The 17,381-nt window shown below is 64.0% G+C and carries 18 protein-coding genes and 1 pseudogene; 11 read left to right on the forward strand and 8 right to left on the reverse strand.

What is annotated here, in order from left to right; all coding sequences use genetic code 11:
- Positions 1–54: 54 nt before the first annotated feature.
- From ASE71_RS21105 to ASE71_RS21120, 4 genes are all read right to left on the reverse strand, one after another.
- Positions 55–786: a hypothetical protein gene (locus ASE71_RS21105; protein WP_051659265.1), complete on the reverse strand. Its 732-nt coding sequence runs from the start codon at positions 784–786 to the stop codon at positions 55–57.
- 78 nt (positions 787–864) lie between these two features.
- Complete coding sequence (locus tag ASE71_RS21110; protein ID WP_060516053.1) at positions 865–1,806, reverse strand: DMT family transporter; 942 nt, start codon at positions 1,804–1,806, stop codon at positions 865–867.
- Between the two features lie 16 nt (positions 1,807–1,822).
- Positions 1,823–2,788, reverse strand: a complete 966-nt coding sequence (locus tag ASE71_RS21115) for a DMT family transporter (protein ID WP_060516054.1) — start codon at positions 2,786–2,788, stop codon at positions 1,823–1,825.
- The gene (locus ASE71_RS21120) at positions 2,785–3,360 is read right to left on the reverse strand and encodes a TetR/AcrR family transcriptional regulator (RefSeq protein WP_060516055.1); all 576 of its coding nucleotides are present in this window, start codon (positions 3,358–3,360) and stop codon (positions 2,785–2,787) included. The genes ASE71_RS21115 and ASE71_RS21120 overlap by 4 nt, the downstream gene beginning before the upstream one ends.
- A 288-nt stretch (positions 3,361–3,648) precedes the next feature.
- On the opposite strand from ASE71_RS21120, the gene ASE71_RS21125 reads away from it, so the two are divergent.
- From ASE71_RS21125 to ASE71_RS21145, 5 genes are all read left to right on the forward strand, one after another.
- Positions 3,649–5,052, forward strand: coding sequence for a DUF1254 domain-containing protein (locus ASE71_RS21125; RefSeq protein WP_060516056.1), 1,404 nt, complete (start codon positions 3,649–3,651; stop codon positions 5,050–5,052).
- 92 nt (positions 5,053–5,144) lie between these two features.
- Positions 5,145–5,840, forward strand: coding sequence for an SOS response-associated peptidase (locus tag ASE71_RS21130; protein WP_060516057.1), 696 nt, complete (start codon positions 5,145–5,147; stop codon positions 5,838–5,840).
- Between the two features lie 9 nt (positions 5,841–5,849).
- Positions 5,850–6,071 (forward strand): hypothetical protein, encoded by a 222-nt coding sequence (locus tag ASE71_RS21135; RefSeq protein WP_060516058.1) that lies wholly within the window; start codon positions 5,850–5,852, stop codon positions 6,069–6,071.
- Between the two features lie 232 nt (positions 6,072–6,303).
- The gene (locus ASE71_RS21140; protein ID WP_060516059.1) at positions 6,304–6,645 is read left to right on the forward strand and encodes a hypothetical protein; all 342 of its coding nucleotides are present in this window, start codon (positions 6,304–6,306) and stop codon (positions 6,643–6,645) included.
- A 112-nt stretch (positions 6,646–6,757) separates the two neighbouring features.
- Positions 6,758–7,366 carry a histidine phosphatase family protein gene (locus ASE71_RS21145; protein WP_060516060.1) on the forward strand — a complete coding sequence of 203 codons (609 nt, stop codon included), beginning with the start codon at positions 6,758–6,760 and terminating at the stop codon, positions 7,364–7,366.
- A 120-nt stretch (positions 7,367–7,486) separates the two neighbouring features.
- On the opposite strand, the gene ASE71_RS21150 is transcribed toward ASE71_RS21145, so the two are convergent.
- Entirely contained in the window at positions 7,487–7,843 is a 357-nt protein-coding gene (locus ASE71_RS21150) for a response regulator (protein ID WP_060516061.1), read from the reverse strand.
- A gap of 249 nt (positions 7,844–8,092) precedes the next feature.
- A complete protein-coding gene (locus tag ASE71_RS21155; protein ID WP_060516062.1) occupies positions 8,093–9,016 on the reverse strand; it encodes a bifunctional helix-turn-helix transcriptional regulator/GNAT family N-acetyltransferase in 924 nt (307 codons plus the stop codon).
- A gap of 246 nt (positions 9,017–9,262) precedes the next feature.
- Here ASE71_RS21155 and ASE71_RS21160 point away from each other — a divergent pair, with 246 nt between their 5' ends.
- From ASE71_RS21160 to ASE71_RS21175, 5 genes and pseudogenes are all read left to right on the forward strand, one after another.
- The gene (locus tag ASE71_RS21160) at positions 9,263–10,999 is read left to right on the forward strand and encodes an adenylate/guanylate cyclase domain-containing protein (RefSeq protein ID WP_060516063.1); all 1,737 of its coding nucleotides are present in this window, start codon (positions 9,263–9,265) and stop codon (positions 10,997–10,999) included.
- Positions 11,000–11,123: 124 nt separating this feature from the next.
- Positions 11,124–13,433, forward strand: a complete 2,310-nt coding sequence (locus ASE71_RS21165; protein ID WP_060516064.1) for a rhodanese-like domain-containing protein — start codon at positions 11,124–11,126, stop codon at positions 13,431–13,433.
- Positions 13,434–13,471: 38 nt separating this feature from the next.
- Positions 13,472–13,630: pseudogene (locus ASE71_RS37615) on the forward strand (arsenical-resistance protein); the annotation flags it as partial.
- Entirely contained in the window at positions 13,591–13,797 is a 207-nt protein-coding gene (locus ASE71_RS37620) for a hypothetical protein (RefSeq protein ID WP_060516065.1), read from the forward strand. The pseudogene ASE71_RS37615 and the gene ASE71_RS37620, both read left to right, overlap by 40 nt.
- A 61-nt stretch (positions 13,798–13,858) precedes the next feature.
- Entirely contained in the window at positions 13,859–14,107 is a 249-nt protein-coding gene (locus tag ASE71_RS21175) for a cytoplasmic protein (RefSeq protein ID WP_244496817.1), read from the forward strand.
- A gap of 121 nt (positions 14,108–14,228) precedes the next feature.
- Here ASE71_RS21175 and ASE71_RS21180 read toward each other — a convergent pair whose 3' ends face one another.
- Positions 14,229–14,597, reverse strand: a complete 369-nt coding sequence (locus tag ASE71_RS21180) for a VOC family protein (protein ID WP_060516066.1) — start codon at positions 14,595–14,597, stop codon at positions 14,229–14,231.
- A 156-nt stretch (positions 14,598–14,753) separates the two neighbouring features.
- Positions 14,754–15,644, reverse strand: a complete 891-nt coding sequence (locus ASE71_RS21185) for a LysR family transcriptional regulator (protein WP_060516187.1) — start codon at positions 15,642–15,644, stop codon at positions 14,754–14,756.
- A gap of 285 nt (positions 15,645–15,929) precedes the next feature.
- Between ASE71_RS21185 and ASE71_RS21190 the strand changes: the two genes are divergently transcribed.
- Complete coding sequence (locus ASE71_RS21190; RefSeq protein WP_060516067.1) at positions 15,930–17,378, forward strand: MFS transporter; 1,449 nt, start codon at positions 15,930–15,932, stop codon at positions 17,376–17,378.
- Positions 17,379–17,381 lie beyond the last annotated feature (3 nt).

Consider the following 17,381-nt stretch of genomic DNA (forward strand, 5'->3'; position numbering starts at 1 on the left):
TTTCTCGCGATCTGACGCTGGCATAAGTACCTTGATTGCTGGGGCGGTTCGAATCTATGACGCCAGATGGATGGCCCCAAAGGGATTGTACTTGAACTCGTCCTCGTCATAGGCGTCGACGGGCAGCAATTGGGCGCCGCGGTGCTTCAGCACCGTCTCGACGCCGTCGCTGAAGACTTCGTCGGCAACGGTGTCGATCAACGCGCTCAAGGCCAGTTCGTCGTCGGAGAGGGTTTTCGGCGCGTAGACTTCGGGTATCCCGACCAGATGGAAGCCGATGCTGTAGAGATGTTCGTCGGTGCCGATCGGCCGCTTGGCAAAGGCGAGGCGGCAGGGGCGGGCAAGTGCAGCGCCTGTTTGGCCTTCGGCGTCGCGAGCAAGCTCTTTCCACCTCTCAACGCCGTGGGCGACGCCGGCGCTCTCGCCCTTGGCGGCGACGATGCCGTTATCGAGGGTGTGGGCGACCAGCCGAAGTGCGATGACTGAATGTTTGACCGCATCCTCTGCCGTCATCGGCGGGCCGAGCACATAGATGACCGAGCGATGGTCGCTGACGGCCTCTTCGTCGGCTTCGGTCCAGGCACCCTTCTTGACGCGATCCCGGCAGACCTCGAAGGATATCGGCATGCGGTCATCCGGCGCGTCCTCGGAAAACGTATAGTCGATCTCGAAACCCAGGGCGAAATCGTCGATCGCCGACTGGATCATCTCGCAAAGGTGGGAGAAGGGGCGTTCTCCGCCGAGCAGGCAGAGCACGTGACGTGGTTTGACTTCGGAAAAGCTCATGGTCGCTGTCCCCCGGTGGTTTGGGCGAAGCTGTCGCAGACACCACCACAAGATGCAAGCGGTCAGTGGATGGCTTTCCTAGGCGTGCTCCGGACTTTGCCCCCGGGCCGGCTGCCGTGCCCTCGCGACGATGACGATGCCGATGAGCGAGACGACGAGGCCGGCGGCCATGGCCCAGGAAAGGGGCTCGCCGAACATGATAAAGGCCCAGATCATCGTCACGGGCGGGCTCAAATAGAGGATGGCGGTGACGCGGGCGGGCGAGGATTTTTTCAGCGCCAGATAATAGAGGCTCCAGGCGCCGAAGGTGGCGACGAAAACGAGCCAGAGGATACCGCCGACAAAGCCCGGATCGAGCACCGGCAGAACGCTGCCCTCATGCCAGGCAAAGAGCGCGAAGATCGCTGCCGCCGACAGGCACTGGATCGAGAGGCTTTGATGCACCGGCATGGCGCCCGCCGGGCTGCGCTTCTGCAGCAGGGTCGCCAGCGCCAGCGACAGGGTGCCGAGAACTGGCAGGCCATAGGCCCAGAGCGGAACGTTGCCGATATCGAGCGACCAGCCGGAGGCGATCAAGACACCGGTCAGTCCGATGAAGGAGCCGAGCCATTGGCGGGCGGTCAAGGCCTGGCCGAGGACCGGCCAGGAGAGGATGGCGACGGCAAGCGGCAGCATGTCGGTGATCAGCGCCACGAGGCCAGTGGGCACGCCATAGGAAATCGCCAGCGCAAAGCCCGCGAGATAGCCGGACATGGCAAGCGCGCCGAAGAGCATCTGCGGCACGGCGTCCTGCAACCGGATCTTTGGCCCGACCGTCAGGGCGAAGGGCAGCAGTATGAGACCGGAGACGAGGCTGCGCCAGAAGAGGATCAGGAAGAGCGGCGCGTGATCGATGGCGAAGCGGATGCCGACGAAGCCGGCGCTCCAGGAGATCACCAGCGCGGCCTCGAGCAGGATCAGGATGACGACGGCCCACATCCGGTTTGGCCGGCGGGAAGGCAGCGCAGCGACGTCGCTCATATCAAGGGTTCCGGCTCTAGCGGCTGGGGAGGGCCGCGTCGATGGCGGCGGCGGATCGCGGGCGTTCGGCGCGGCGGCGCCGGGCCGGCATCGGCAGGGTGAGGATGAAGAGCGAGCCGACGATCAGCCCGATGCCCGCCCAGCCCTCGGCCGGCAGGCGCTCGCCGACGATGACGACGGCAAGCACGGCGGCGATGACCGGTTCAAGCAGCGACAGCGTGGTCGCCATGGTGGCCGACACGCGGGCGAGGCCATAGGCGAAGAGCACGTAAGCGACCAGCACCGGCACCAGCGCCATGTAGATACCGACGGCGACATTGGTCGACGACGCTAAAAGCGGCGCGCCGGTGAAGGCGAGCACCGGCAACAGCAGAGTGCCGCCGACACCGAAGATCGAGCCCATGGCGGCACGCGGCGGAATGCCCGCCTGCATCAGCCGCCGCGCCACCCAGGAATAGAGCGCGTAGAGCAGGCCGGAGACCAGGCCGAGCAGGATGCCGTAGAGGACCGCCGTCGCGTCGGCAGCACCGGCGCCGCCGTGGCTTTCCGAAAAGGTGAGAAGCACGGCGCCGCCAAGGCCGGCGGCGGCACCCAGCAACCAGCGAGTGGTGAGCTTCTGACCGTCGAAGATGCGCTCGATCAGCGAAGCGGCGAGTGGCGCCGAGCCGATGGAGATGACGGTGCCGATGGCGACGCCGGCGAGATGCATGGAAGAGTAGAAGGCAAGCGGATAGATCGCGACCGAGAGCGAGCCGAGGATCAGCATCGGCCACTGCGCGGCGATCTTCGCCCTGCTTTTGACGATCGAATGCAGCGCCGTCAGCGCCAAGAGCAGGCCGCCAAGGCCCATGGCGACGGCGCCGATGCCAAGCGGGCTGACCCCTGAAGCAAAGGTGGCGGTGGTGCCGGTCGTGCCCCAGAGCGCGGAGGCGGTGAGCACGCAGGCAAAGCCGACGAGAGAAGCGGAATTTCGGGAGGTCATAGCTGGTCCATGATCGAGATGGCGATCCGGCGCGCGGTCTTCAGCCGTGCGTCATGTCCGTCGAGTCCGGCACGCGACATCGCGCCTTCGAGCAGGAAGGAGAGGTGCTCCGCCGTCTCGTCGATGGCGGCACCCGCGTCGGGCTTCATCTCGGCGAGATATTGCTTGAAGAGCGTTTCCACCTCGTCCTTCTGCGAGGCGACGATGTCGCGGGCGGGATCGCCGACCGAAAGCTCGGCTGCGGCATTCAGGAGCCCGCAGCCGCGGAAACCCCAGGAATAGGCCATTTCAGCGTGGTCGACATAGCTGTCGAAGATCGCCAGCACACGATCTCTCGGCGTTGCCGCATGAGCCAGGCGCTCGCGGTAAAGCTCCTGCCATTCCCGGTGGCGCGCCTCGATATAGGCGTTCACCAGATCGGTCTTGGACGAGAAGTTGTTGTAGAGGCTCATCTTGGCGACGCCCGCATGCGCGGTGATCGCATCGATGCCCGTGGCACCGACCCCATCCCGGTAGAACAGTTCGGCTGCCGCCTTCAAAAGCCGCTCGCGCGCCGGCGCCTTGTCGCTCATCGCTTTCTCCAATCTATTAGGTAGACCGATCTACCTATTTTGGTCCGATGTCAAGTGACGCGGTGTTTTTCAAAGGGGATGAGGATGCGGTGATGCGCCGGCCGATCGCCGCCGTTTGTGTTTGCGGCTGTAACCGTAACGTACTTCCGCGCGTCGCACGCAACGGGTCTACTGCTCGGCATGCATTCGCACTAAATTTCGCATTGGTGGCCCGCAATGGAGTTTGCGAGGCAGCGGCGGTCGAGAGATTTCAAGGCCGCCGGCCGCGGCGTATGAGGGAGATTCGGCATGCTGCGATTTATACTCACAGGCGTGGTGCTTCTGGCCGGCGCGACGAACGTCGCGGCGCAGGATATGTTGCCGGCCGAACTCCGGGACCGCGCGATCGCCCGCCGGGCGACGGAGGCGGTGATCTGGGGCATGCCGGCGGTCAATGCCGACCTGATGCTGCAGACGATGCTTTCGACGACGAAGGCCAAGGTCAACGAAGTCGTCTACTGGTCTCGCCCGGTCAACTGGAAGAACCAGACGCTGACGCCGAACCCGGATTCGATCTATTTCATGTCCTTCTGGAACGTGAAGGACGGGCCCATCGTCATCGAGATCCCACCGGCCGAGGGCGGATCGATTGCCGGCAACATCGTCAACGCCTGGCAGATGCCGCTCGAAGATGCCGGCCCGCATGGCGCCGACGAGGGCAAGGGCGGCAAGTACCTGATCCTGCCGCCGGATTACATGGGCGAGGTGCCGGAGGGCTTCATTCCGCTTCGCTCGGACACCTTCACCGGATTTGCGCTGCTGCGTTCCAACCTGAAGAGCCATGCCGACGCCGATATCGAAAAGTCGGTCGCCTATGGCAAGAAGATCAAGATCTACCCGATGCCGGTGACCGACAAGCCGCCGGAAACGGTCTTTACCGACGCCTATGACGTGCTGTTCGACAGCACCATCCGCTTCGACGCCAGCTTCTTCGACAATCTGAACCGGGTCGTCCAGACCGAGCCGTGGCTCGAGCGCGACCGGGTGATGATCGACCAGCTGAAGACGCTCGGCATCGAGAAGGGCAAGCCCTTCCAGCCAAGCGCCGAAACCAAGGCGCTGCTCGACAAGGCGGCGGCCGAAGCCAGAGCCGAGCTTTCGGCGCGCTATGACGCCGGCTTTCCTGTCATCAACGAGGGCATCCGCTGGTTCCCCGCCGGGCTGCCGGACATGGTGAAGGCCGCCTCGGAGGCCTATGCCGATCCCGGTCTCTATCCGGTCGATGCCCGAGGCGTGACCTATACGCTCGGCTTCACCGGCATCAAGCGGCTGGGCACGGCGCAGTTCTACCTGATGGCCAACAAGGACAAGGACGGCAATCCGTTCGACGGCGGCGCTAACTACCGCCTCGTCGTGCCGAAGGATGCGCCGGTCGAGCAGTACTGGTCGGTGACCGCCTACGACCGCGAGACCCATGCGCTGATCCGCAACATGGACAAGGCGAGCGTCGCCTCGATCGGCGAGGGGGTGAAGAAAAATGCCGACGGCTCGGTCGACGTCTATTTCGGCGCCAAGGCGCCTGCGGGCAAGGAGGCGAACTTCGTGCCCGTCGACCCCGCCCGCAAGTTCGAACTGCTTTTCAGGCTCTACGGCCCGGAAAAGCCGCTGTTCGAGAAAAGCTGGAAGCTGCCCGACGTGGAGAAGATGCCGTAGCGCTTGCAAATGCCGTACTTGCAAAGTGACGGTGTTGACGCATTCCGGCGGAGCCATAGCTATGCATGCAGCCGCGGGCGGAAGGAGCCACCATGTGCGGACGCGTCTATCTGAAGACCAATCTGGAGGGGTTGCTGCGCGCCTTCGGCTTTGCCGAGCGTGGCGGCGTCGAGACGATCGCCAACCAGTTTCCGCGCTATAACGGAGCGCCGACGCTCACCTATCCGATCATCATCCGCGACGTGATCCGCGATCCCGATCTCTTCGGTCCGGTCTTCGTCTCGGCCCGCTGGGGCCTGATCCCGAGCTGGACCAAGGACCCGAAAGCGGGCAGGCCGCTCGTCAACGTGCGTTCCGACACGATCGCCAGCAAGTTCCGCTCGTCCTACCAGCGCCGGCGCTGCCTGGTGCCGATCGACGGTTTCTTCGAATGGAAGGACATTCACGGGACCGGCAAGGACAAGCAGCCCTATGCAATCGCCATGAAAACGGGCGAGCCGTTCTGCCTTGCCGGCATCTGGGAGAGCTGGCGGAACCCCGATACCGACGAGGATATCCGCACCTTTGCGATCGTTACCACCGACGCCAACGCGATGATGACCGACATCCACGACCGCATGCCTGTCATCCTGCATCCCGACGATTACGAGCGCTGGCTTTCGCCGGAGCCGGAAGCCCCTGACCTGATGAAGCCGTTTCCGCCTGAGCTCATGACGATGTGGAAGATCGGCAGCAAGGTCGGCTCGCCGAAGAACGATACGCCGGATATCTTGGATCCGGTGGATTGAAGGGGAAGCATGCTGAAAAACGAAGGACCCGGCTACGTGCCGCATCTGATCGTAGCCGGACCCGCAGTATTGTTGATCTGGGAAATCTATTGGTTCATCCGCGATGGGGAACATCCCGAGTTTGCGATGTCATCGAAGGAAAAACTAGTCTCCGGGTATCCGTTCTTTATCCTCATTATTTCTGTCCTATTGGTCGCCTTCTTCGTTGCATTGTGCGAAGGCAAATTCTGATGTCTCGAACCGCTGCCCTGCAGCTTTGCTGTGGCGACACCAATCCCTTGATTGTGGCGCCAATTGAAGGCGATCCTTCGCATGATGCGAGAGGTGTGGCCCCCGAACGAGCCGGATCGCCCGATGAGTAAGCAAGCTCAAATCTCGACAACCTCTCCGCGACCTGATCTAGATGCTTGGGTTCCAGACAGAGCGAATGGCAGGGAGTTCGGGTTTTGGTTGATGCCAGGATATGACAAATCCATCCGGCAAAGCGATGTTGAAGGCCTTCGCAGCCACATTCGCAGTCCTGATCGCTGCCGTGTACATCTACGGCGAAACGCTGCAATCACACGAAAGTCCGGAAGATCAGGCCAAGGCTCGTTTGAGAAAGCACCTCGCGGAACGTGGGGAAGTCGACCGGATGCGCTACGTGACTTGCTCCCGACACGATGAACCGGAGCACAATCCGCTTCCGAATGTGTCCTACTATGTGCTGTGTGTGATCGAGCAGCCTAAGTCTGCGGGGGCAGTTGCCATCGAAGTGGCCTTCGGCCAACGCGATCAGGTGGAGTTTTGGGACCTGTCGCGCTGAAGATGACGGTAAGCGCTGCGGTGAGACCCTGGTCTTGCGGCGCAAGGCAGGTCCGAACACCGGTTCGAACGTCAGCGACCGATAGCCACAAATTTCGAAGGAAGGCCAGCTCTTGATCTATCTTCTCCGCCATGGCGAAACCGTCTGGAACACGCTCGGTCGGTTCCAGGGGCAGCTGGATTCGCCGCTGACGAGGCTTGGCGCCGAGCAGGCAGATGCTGTCGCCAACCTCCTTCGCGCCGAGATTGGTGATGAGGTGCCGTCGTTCGAGATGCATGTCAGCCCGCTCGGACGGACCCGCGAAACCGCCGAAAGGGTGCAGCGGGTGCTGCCGCTTGCGAGCCGCGAGGATGCGCGGTTGATGGAGGTTTCGGTCGGCTGCTGGGATGGCATGACCAAGTTCGAGATCGACATGGAGTATCCGGGCAAACTCGATGGTTCCGATGTCTTCGACTGGTATTTCCGTTCGCCGGATGGGGAGAGTTTCGATGCCGCCTGTGCGCGGGCGGAAAGCTGGCTTGCGGATATCCGGCGGCCGACGGTCGCGATTTCCCATGGGCTGTTCGGCCGGTTGCTGCGCGGCGTCTATGCCGGCCTCTCCAGGCGGGAAATGCTGGAGTTGCCGGTGCCGCAGGATGGATTTTATCGTCTCGGCGATGGGGCGTTCAGCCTCGTCACCGGCGTATCGACTGGCCAGCAACTGGCGTCCGCTACCGAGTGAAAACACCAGCGCGGCACCTCGTGTCGGCTCCCGGGCCTTTCCAGTGGCCGCCGCCGTGGATCGACGTTTCTTCGCGGTTGGAGGGCTATCGGCCAAAGGCAGGCGCGGACTGCGCAAGCATCACGTTTGCATCGCCTGCTCCAGAGCGCTCAGCAACGCCCGCGTATCCGCCGGCTTGCCGACATTGACTGCCCCCGCCAGAACCTCTCCGCCGACCTGCTCCGGCTTTTCATAGGCGCTGGCAAGCACGAAGGGCACGCTCTGCGCCCGAAGCGCCTCCGCCACCGGCGTCACGGTGCCGTCTTTCAGGGTAACGTCCAGAATGGCCACCGCCGGCTCGGCGCTTCGCAAGAGCTGCAGTGCCTGCTTTACCGTCGCGGCGGGTCCCAAGACATGCCAGCCGTGCCTTTCCAGCAGCAGCTCGAGGTCCATGGCGATCAGGAACTCATCCTCGACGAGAAGCACGGACTTGGACATGAAACCAGTCTCTGTCTTTGGAGACCGGTGACAGGGGCGTATCGATCTCTACTGCCAAACCCTTTGGTGCATAGTTCAGTTCCACGCGCGCGCCCAATTCGCTTCTCACGGAGAATTCGATAAGCCTGGTGCCGAAACCCGACCTGCTCGGGGGGCGTGACCGGCGGACCGCCGCTTTCCTGCAAGGCCAGCAGAAGACGCCTCTTAATGGCCTTCTCGATCTTCAAGCGGATGGCGTGCCTGCCGTTCCTACAGGTCCCGCGCGAAAATCTGGCCGGTGAGATCCTTGCCGAAGCTGTGGTGTTGTTCTTCCTCGATCAGCGCGAAGCCGGCCTTCTCGTAGATGTGGCGGGCGGCGTCGAGGCCGGCATTGGTCCACAGGATCATGCGGTGGTAGCCCAGAAGGCGGGCGTGGCGCATGCATTCCTCGACCAGCCGACGGCCGATGCCGAGGCCCCGGGCGGTGGGCTCGACATAGAGCAGGCGCAGCTTCGCCGTCGTTTCATCGTGGCGGACGAGAAATACCGAGCCGACGACCTTGCCGTCTTTTTCGGCGATCCAGCATCGATCCGACTTCGGATCGTAGTCGTGCATGTATTTGACGACGATCTCGGCGACCAGCGCTTCGAACGCGGTGGTCCAGCCATATTCCTGCGCATAGAGCGCGCCCTGCCGGTGGATCACCCAGCCCATGTCGCCCGGCTGCGGATCGCGCAGGATGAAGCCCGGCGTGCGCTCCTCGGCAAGCAGGCTTTCGATCTCGCCCATGGCGCCCACCAGCTGCTTCTGTTCCGGCACCGAAAGCTTTTCCAGCATGGCGACGACTTCGCGCTGTGATGCATCCTCCAGGGGCTGGAAGATCGCGCGCCCCGCGTCCGTCAGCTCGAGTTGTGTGACCCGGCCGTCGGCCGGCGAACGGGTCTTTTCGATCAGCCCCTTCTTCTCGAAGCCGGTAATGACGCGGCTGAGATATCCCGCATCGAGGCCGAGTTCGCGGCAGAGGTCGCTCCCCGTCAGACCGGAGCGATGCGCCAACTCATAGAGAATCCGGACTTCGGTCAGCGAGAAGGCGCTGGCGAGCAGATGCTCGTGCAGCAGGCCCATCAGTCGGGTGTAAAAGCGGTTGAAGCGCCGCACCGTCTGGGCGCGGTCATCGATTTGCTGCGGAGACATGGGATGCCTTTATGAATTTGCCTTGATCAGATAATTAGTTGCCTAAGGCAAGTATTGTCAAGCAGGAATGCGCCAAGGCCTGCGGGACCGCCCGCTGCCGAGCGCCGGCGCATGTGCGCCCCCTTTTGGTTTTTGCATTTGCTAATTTAGGTAGGAGATCGTTTCAGGCTGCGATATTATCGGATCGGATATCTCTTAGGTCCGGAAATCCGGAACGGGCCGCTTTTCAACGTGTTTGGCAAGCCCATGGAGCAGAGATTAGCCGCAGTGCTGGCGGCCGATATGGCCGGCTACTCCAGGCTGATGGAGGCCGACGAAGCGGGCACGCTTGCGCGGCTCCGCACCCACCGCATCGAGCTCATCGATCCCGCGATCGCCAAAAACAAGGGGCGGCTGATCAAGACCACCGGCGACGGGCTGCTGGTGGAATTCCAGAGCGTGACCGATGCGGTCAAATGCGCGGTCGAGATCCAGCAGCGCATGAAGAGGCGGAACTCCGATGTGCCGGAGGACCGGCGGATCGAATTCCGCATCGGCATCAATCTCGGCGACATCATCTTCGAGGACGACGACATCTTCGGCGACGGCGTCAACATCGCCGCGCGCGCCGAGCAGTTGGCCGAGGTCGGTGGCATCTGCGTGACAGCGGCGGTGGCGACACAAGTGGCTGACCGGCTGGAATTGCCGATCGAAGATCTCGGAGAGAAGACGCTGAAGAACATCAGCCGGCCGGTGCGCCTCTACCGCGTCGGACTCGAGGGTCTGGACCTTCCGGCCTCGACGGGGGGGAGCGAAGCGAAAAAGGGCGTCTGCAAACCGACGATCGTTGTCTTGCCCTTCGACAATATGAGCGGCGATCCCGACCAGGAGTTCTTCGCCGACGGGCTGACCGAGGACATCATTACCGAGCTTTCGCGAAGGCATGAGCTCTTCGTCATCTCGCGCAACTCCTCCTTTGTCTACAAGAACCAGTCGGTCAACGTGCGCGAGGTGGCTGCCAGCCTCGGGGCGCAATATCTGGTGGAAGGCAGCGTGCGCAAGATCGGCGAGCGGGTGCGCGTCACCGTCCAGTTGATCGACGCGGTCAACGACGCACACATCTGGGCCGACAAATACGACCGGCAGCTCGATGACATCTTCGCCATTCAGGACGAGGTGACGGCGGCGATCGCCGCGACCGTGCCCGGTCGGCTGGAGGCAGCCCAGCGCGACCAGCTTTCGCGCACCAAGCCGGCCAACATGGCGGCCTACGAATGTGCGCTTGCCGCCAAGGTGCTGCATCACCGCAGCAGTGCCGACGACAACAGGCAGGCGCAGGCGTTGATCGACCGTGCCGTTTCGCTCGATCCCGGCTATGCCCACGCGCATGCCTGGCGGGCCTGCATCCTCGGGCAATCCTGGGTCTACGGCTGGTGTGCCGACAAGGAGGCGACCTGGGCCGAGGTCAATGCCGAGCTCGAACGGGCGCTTGCGCTCGACGACAACGACGCCGACGTGCATCGCATCCTTGCCGCCGTCAACGTCAACACCAACGAACTGACGACGGCGCGCTATCACCAGGAGCGGGCGCTGTTCCTCAACCCCAATTACGACCTCGTCGTGGTGCAGCAGGGCGAACTCTTGACCTGGCTCGGCCGGCCGGAGGAGGGAGCGGAATGGATCCTGAAGGCGATGCGCCTCAACCCGCACCACCCGGAACGCTTCTGGAGCCACCTCGGCAAGGCGCATTTCGCCGCGCGCCGATATGGCGAGGCGATCGAGGCCTTCATGCACCTGACCTCGATGGACGAGACCCAGCACGCCTTCGTCGCCGCCTGCCACGGCTGGCGCGGTGATGCGATTGCGGCGGGCGCGCATATCGGCAAGGTCAAGGCGCTGGCGCCGAGCTTCGAGATCGAGACCTTTCTGGCGACCATGCACTATGCGCAGGAGGAGGACCTGCAGCATCTGCGCGAGGGGCTGGTGAAGGCGGGGGCGGGGTGAAAAGCGGGCCCGCGCGCTCAAGGCCTGCGCGTGGACGCGAGCACGGATCCGGAGGCGAGGAGGATGCGTTTCCGCCCCTGACAACGCAATTGCGGAGCCTGCTGCACCGTCGGGAGAGGTGGCTATGGAAGCAGTTCGCGCAGAACGGCGGCTGGTGGCCATTCTTGCCGTCGACGTTGTCGGCTACTCGCGGCTGATGGAGGCCGACGAGGCCCGTACGCTCGCAGCCATCAAGGCGTGGCGTTGCGACATCTTCGATCCCCTCATGCAGGACTACCACGGCCGCATCGTCAAACTGATGGGCGACGGTGCGATCGTCGAATTCGGCTCCGTCGTCGATGCCGTCGCCTGTGCGGTCGCGTCGCAAAACAGGGTTGCGGCGCGCCAGGCGGATATCCCGCGCGAGCATCGGCTGCTGCTGCGCATGGGCATCAACCTCGGCGATGTCGTCGTCGAGGGGGATGATCTGCTCGGCGACGGCGTCAACGTCGCAGCCCGCCTCGAGCAGATGTGCGAGCCAGGGGGCCTGTTCGTCTCCGGCACCGCCTTCGACCACCTGCAGGGCAAGTTCGAACTGCCGCTGGAGTTCATTGGCGAGCATCACGTGAAGAACATCCAGCGGCCCGTCCGCGTCTACCGGGTGCAGTTCGACGGAGATCTCAAGAGTCGGCGTTTCACCTTCGAGACCCTTCGCGGCTGGCGCATTGCGGCTGCGCTGGCCGTGATCGTTGCGACCGGCCTTGCCGCGACGTGGCTGGTGCAGAGGCGCGAGAGCGTCGAGCCCGCGTCCGTTGCGCGGAGCGCCTTGCCGCTGCCGCAGACGCCCTCGATCGCGGTGCTGCCTTTCGAAAATCTCAGCTCCGATTCAGCGCAAAGCTACTTCGCCGACGGCATGACCGACGACCTGATCACCGAACTGTCGAAACTGTCGGGCATCTTCGTCATCGCGCGCAACTCGACCTTTGCCTACAAGGGCAAGCCCACCAAGGCGCAGCAGGTGGGGGCGGAACTGGGCGTCCACTATATCCTTGAGGGCAGCGTCCGTCGGGAGGGAAACCAGGTTAGGGTCAATGCCCAATTGATCGACGCGATCGACGGGCACCACCTGTGGGCCGAGCGCTATGATGGGGAAATGAGCGGCGTGTTCGGGCTGCAGGACAAGGTGATCGGACAGATCGTCTCGACGCTCTCCGTGAAGCTGACGAGTGCCGAAAAGAACGTGGCGGCGGTGCCGGAAACGACGAACCCGAAGGCCTACGATACCCTGTTGCGCGGCTGGGAGCATCTTCGCCGCGACAGCGAAGCGGAAACGGTCGCAGCTTCCGCATTTTTCCAGAAGGCGATCGTGCTCGACCCGCACTATAGCCGCGCCTACGCGTCGCTGGCGGCGGCAAACTGGCGGGCGAGCATCCTCTCCTGGGATTATTCCCGCAGGGAGGCCGCGTCCAGGAACCTCGCCAGAAATCTCGCAAAGGCGATGGAGAGGCCGACGCCGCTTGCCTATGCCGTCTCGGCGCAGGTGCTCGCGCAGCAGGGGCGTTACGACGAAGCCTTCGCCGCCATCGACCGAGCGATGACGCTAGCACCCAACGATCCCGACAACCATGTCGGCATGGCGCGGATCCTCAACGCGACGGGACGCGCGACGGAGGCGGAACAGGAGGCGCGCCTGGCGATGCGGTTCGATCCTCACCCGACGCGGGCAACGCTGCGCATGCTCGCCGTCTCGCTGTTTTCTCAAGGCAAATACGACGAGGCCGCCGCCACCTACGAGCGGGTGCTCGAGAAAAGCTCCGAACTCTTGGGGGATTACGCCACGCTGACTTCGAGCTACGGACATCTCGGCCGCACGGGCGACATTCAGAGGCTGGTCGACCAGTACAACAAACTGGCGACGTCCTCGCTGGGAGATCCGCTCACCGTCCAGGAAAGCGCCTATGACTGGTATGGCAGCGCCTTCAGCTACCACCGGCCCTATATCGCGCGGTTGCAGGAGGGACTTCGCAAGGCCGGATTGCCGGAAGGGGCCGGCACGGACCTTGCCTTCGACGACTATGCCAAGTTCATGACGCTGACGAAGGGCGAGCTCAGCGTCGAGCGAACGATAAAGGTCGACGTTGCGGAAGTGAAAGCGCTGCTTGCGCGCGGCGTCACCTTCATCGATGTGCGGGCGCCGCTCACCTATGACATTGGCCATCTCCCCAAGGCCGTCAATCTGTCGCTGCTGACCGCGCTATCGAAGGAAAGCCTCGCCAAGGTGGTGGGAAAGGCAGACGAGGTCGCCTTCTATTGTCAGGGCCGAAACTGCACCCATGCCGCCTATGCGTCGGCCAAGGCGATCGCCTGGGGCTACACCCGCGTCTACTATTTCGCCGGCGGATTTCTGGAGTGGGATGACGAGGGCTACCCGCTCGTGATCGAGGTCGGCAAGTAGTTCGGGCAGGGATGTCCCCGATCCATTGCTACCGTGGCCCGATGCTGATGAAGATCGACTTCCGGTCGCTGTCCGAGCTGGGGCGCCACTGGCGCGGCATCGGCGTGACGCTCTTCATCAACGGGGCGATCAAGCCATTCTCTATGGCCCTGCTGGCATGGTTGTTCATCGGCTGGCTCTTCCGCCCGTTGCCGCCGCCATCGGCCTGTTCGGCATCCAGTCGGGCGCCGCGCTCGCGACCGTCGTCGGGGTGCTCATCGAGGTGCCGGTGATGCTGTCGGTCGTCTGGATCGTGAACAGGTCCAGGGACTGGTACGAGGCAGCGCCGGCGGTGGCCCGGAATTCCGTCTCGAAAGGCGCATGAGCGATGGAGGCGCGTGTCGCGCTCGATGGACAGCCCTTGATACATGCGCCAATGATGACGGATGGACGAAATCGTCATCCAGGCGCACAAGCATTGCGCCAACCATCGAGCGGAAATCGAAGCGAGCCCGTCCTGCGGATGCTTCTATTGTTGCGAGATCTTTCCGGCGGCCGAGATCAACGAATGGATCGACGATGACGCAACGGCGATCTGTCCCCGTTGCGGCATCGATTCCGTCATCGGCAGTGGCTCAGGCTTTCCCGTGACGACGGTCGAATTCCTGGCGCGGATGAGACGCTATTGGTTTTGAGCGTCGCGCCGTCCGCCCTGAAGCGGGGGCGCAACGCCACGTAGACTTCAGCCTGTCGCCATCAAGGCCCAGCTCGTTTGCCGGGCATCGATGGCGGCTCCTTGCCGCGATCTTGGTCGGATCAGGCCTCAGGCTCGTGGCAGACAGCCTCGATGTTGTGGCCATCCGGATCGAAAACGAAGGCGGCGTAATAGTTGGCGTGGTAGCGCGGGCGCAGGCCCGGTGCGCCGTTGTCCCTGCCGCCGGCCGCAAGGGCTGCGCGGTAGAAGGCGTCGACCTGCTCACGGGTCGTGGCCATGAAGGCGAGGTGAAGGTGCGCCGGCGTTTCCTCGGTCTGGTAGAGGCACAGCGACGACTTGCCGTCCGTGCTCATCTCCACGCCATGCGCGCCGTGATCGACCACCGAAACGCCGAGCGGCTCGAGCGCCTTCAGGTAGAAGTCGAGGCTTGCCGCATAGTCGCGGACACCGAATTTGACGTGGTCGAACATCGCGTTCTCCTGTGTGCGGGTTTGACGTGCGCTGGCGAGGCGGCGCATTTGCGGCCGGGATTGGGCTGATACCCCGATGGCCTGTTGCAGGCAACCGTAGGTCCTTGGGGGCGCATCGGTATGCGCTCGGGGCCTAGCCTCTTGCCGCGCGGCGCGTCACACGGCGCAGACCTCCCGCACGCATCCCCTTAGCCACCTGTGCGCCGGATCGGCGTCGAGGCGGGGGTGCCAGAGCAACGAAATGGTGATTTCGGGCAGGCTTACGGGCAGGGCGAAGGTGACGAGGTTTTCGCGCAGGCTTCCGGTGTAGCGCTCGGGCACGCTGGCGACGAGGTCGGTGGCGCGGACAAGCACCAGGGCCTCGGAGAAGCTGCCGACGGAAGCGGTGATCTTGCGGCTAAGGCCGAGGGCCTCGAGGGCAGTGTCGATCGGGCCGACGTCGTTGCCGCGGCGCGAGACATGGATGTGGTGGCCTTCGGCGTAGCGGGCGGGCGTCACTTCGCCGGATGTCAGCGGATGGCCCGGGCGGACCACGGCGACGAAACGGTCGTGGAAGAGGGCCTGGGCGCGAAGCTCCGGGCCCGTCATGTCGCCGACAACGGCAGTTTCGAGATCGACGGTTCCTTCGCGAAGCGGGCTGCTTTCCCGGTCGAGCTTCTGCACGAAGCGCAGGCGTACACCAGGTGCTTCGCTTGCCACACGGGCAATCAGCGCGGCGCCGAAATTCTCGACGAAACCCTCGCGGTTCCTGAGCGTGAAGGTGCGGGAAAGCGTCTTCAGGTCCAGGCTCTCGGCCGGGCGAAGGCAGGCTTCGGCCGCTTCGACGATCGGGCCGGTGAGCGTGCGCAGCTCCAGCGCCCTCGGCGTCGGAACGAGGCCGCGGCCGGCGCGCACCAGCAGCGGATCGCCGGTCGCCTCGCGCAGCCTTGCCAGCGCCCGGCTCATGGCCGAGGGGCTGAGCCGCAGGCGCCTGGCGGCGCGGGCGACGCTGCCTTCCGCAAGCAGCACGTCGAGGGTCACGAGCAGGTTGAGATCCGGTCTGGTCATGCCCATCCATAACACAGTTGGCTCATGATGTGGCGTCAAACGCACGAATGAAGTGCAAATGCTGCGTCTTCCGCCACATGAAGCCGAGGTCTAATTTTTCGGAGAACTGACCTTGGAGGGTTTTTCGATGATCCCATGCCCACTGATGCCCGCCCCGATTTCCCTGTCTGATCGGAAGTCGTTGCCGCATATTTTGAATCATGAAAGCGTGCTATCGCCTTGTTTCCCCGCGATTTCCCGTGCTGCAAAAGATCGGCGCGAAACCTCGCGCGCGGGAGGTGGTCGATGAGCGCGACGAAGACTGCAAACGCTCCCGCCACGGCCTCGGTTCGCTGCGTGCTCACCAGCCTGTCGCTGTCGATGCTGCTCTCCTCGCTTGGCACCAGCAGCGCCAATGTGGCGCTTCCGGCGCTGGCGGACGCTTTTGGTGTCTCGTTCCAGGCGGTGCAATGGATGGTGCTTGCCTATCTGCTTGCCATCACCACGCTGATCGTCAGCGTCGGGCGGCTTGGCGATATCGTCGGCCGGCGGCGGCTGCTGCTTGCCGGCATCGCGCTCTTTATCGCAGCCTCGGTGCTTTGCGGCCTGACGCCCGCTTTCCCGCTGCTCGTCGCGGCGCGAGCGATGCAGGGCATCGGGGCTGCGATCATGATGGCGCTGACCATGGCTTTTGTCGGCGAGACGGTGGCGAAGGAGAAGACCGGCAGCGCCATGGGCTTGCTCGGCACCATGTCGGCCATCGGCACAGCGCTCGGGCCGTCGCTCGGCGGCGCGCTGATTGCCGGGCCCGGTTGGCGGGCGATCTTTCTCGTCAACGTGCCGTTGGGGCTTCTGGCGCTCGTGCTCGCCCATCGGTATCTGCCGGCGGACAAGGGGTATGAGGGCAGGGAACGCCCACGCTTCGACGTCGCCGGCACCTTGCTGCTTACGCTTTCGCTGGGCGCCTATGCATTGGCGATGACGGTGGGCCGCGGCAGTTTCGGCATGCTCAATGTCGCGCTGCTTTCGGCCGCCGTTTTGGGTCTTGCACTGTTCCTGCGGGTCGAGACCAAGGTAGCCTCGCCGCTGATCCGGCCGGCGATGTTGCGCGATCCGGTTTTCAGCCGCGGGCTTTCGACCAATGCGCTGGTCTCGACCGTGATGATGGCGACGCTGGTGGTCGGGCCGTTTTATCTGTCGCGCGGGCTGGGGCTGGATGCGGCGATGGTCGGGCTCGTCCTGTCGGTCGGTCCCGTCATCTCGGCCTTTGGTGGCGTGGTCGCCGGCCGTATCGTCGATCGCCTGGGCGCGGGCTTCGTAGTCACGATCGGTCTTGCCGCGATGGTTGCGGGCTGCGCGGCGCTTGTGCTGCTGCCGGGGCTTTTTGGCGTTGCCGGTTATGTCGCGGCGATCGCGCTTTTGACGCCCGGCTACCAGCTGTTTCAGGCTGCCAACAACACCGCGGTCATGGCGGAGGTGAGCGCGGACCGGCGCGGCGTCGTTTCCGGCCTGCTCAACCTTTCGCGCAATCTCGGCCTCGTCACCGGCGCATCGGTCATGGGCGCGGTCTTTGCCTCAGCCGTGGCGGCAAGCGACATGGCCGGGGCGGCGCCAGCCTTGGTCGCCAGGGGCATGCAGGTGACCTTTGCGGTGGCTGGGCTGTTGACCGTGACCGCGCTGGCGATTGCCGTTGCGGGCAGGGCGTTCAGGCGCGCACAACGGGCCGTCGCCGCGGAGCCAGCTGGAGAGCGTTGATCC

Source organism: Ensifer sp. Root954, from assembly GCF_001429005.1.
Lineage (GTDB): Bacteria > Pseudomonadota > Alphaproteobacteria > Rhizobiales > Rhizobiaceae > Ensifer > Ensifer adhaerens.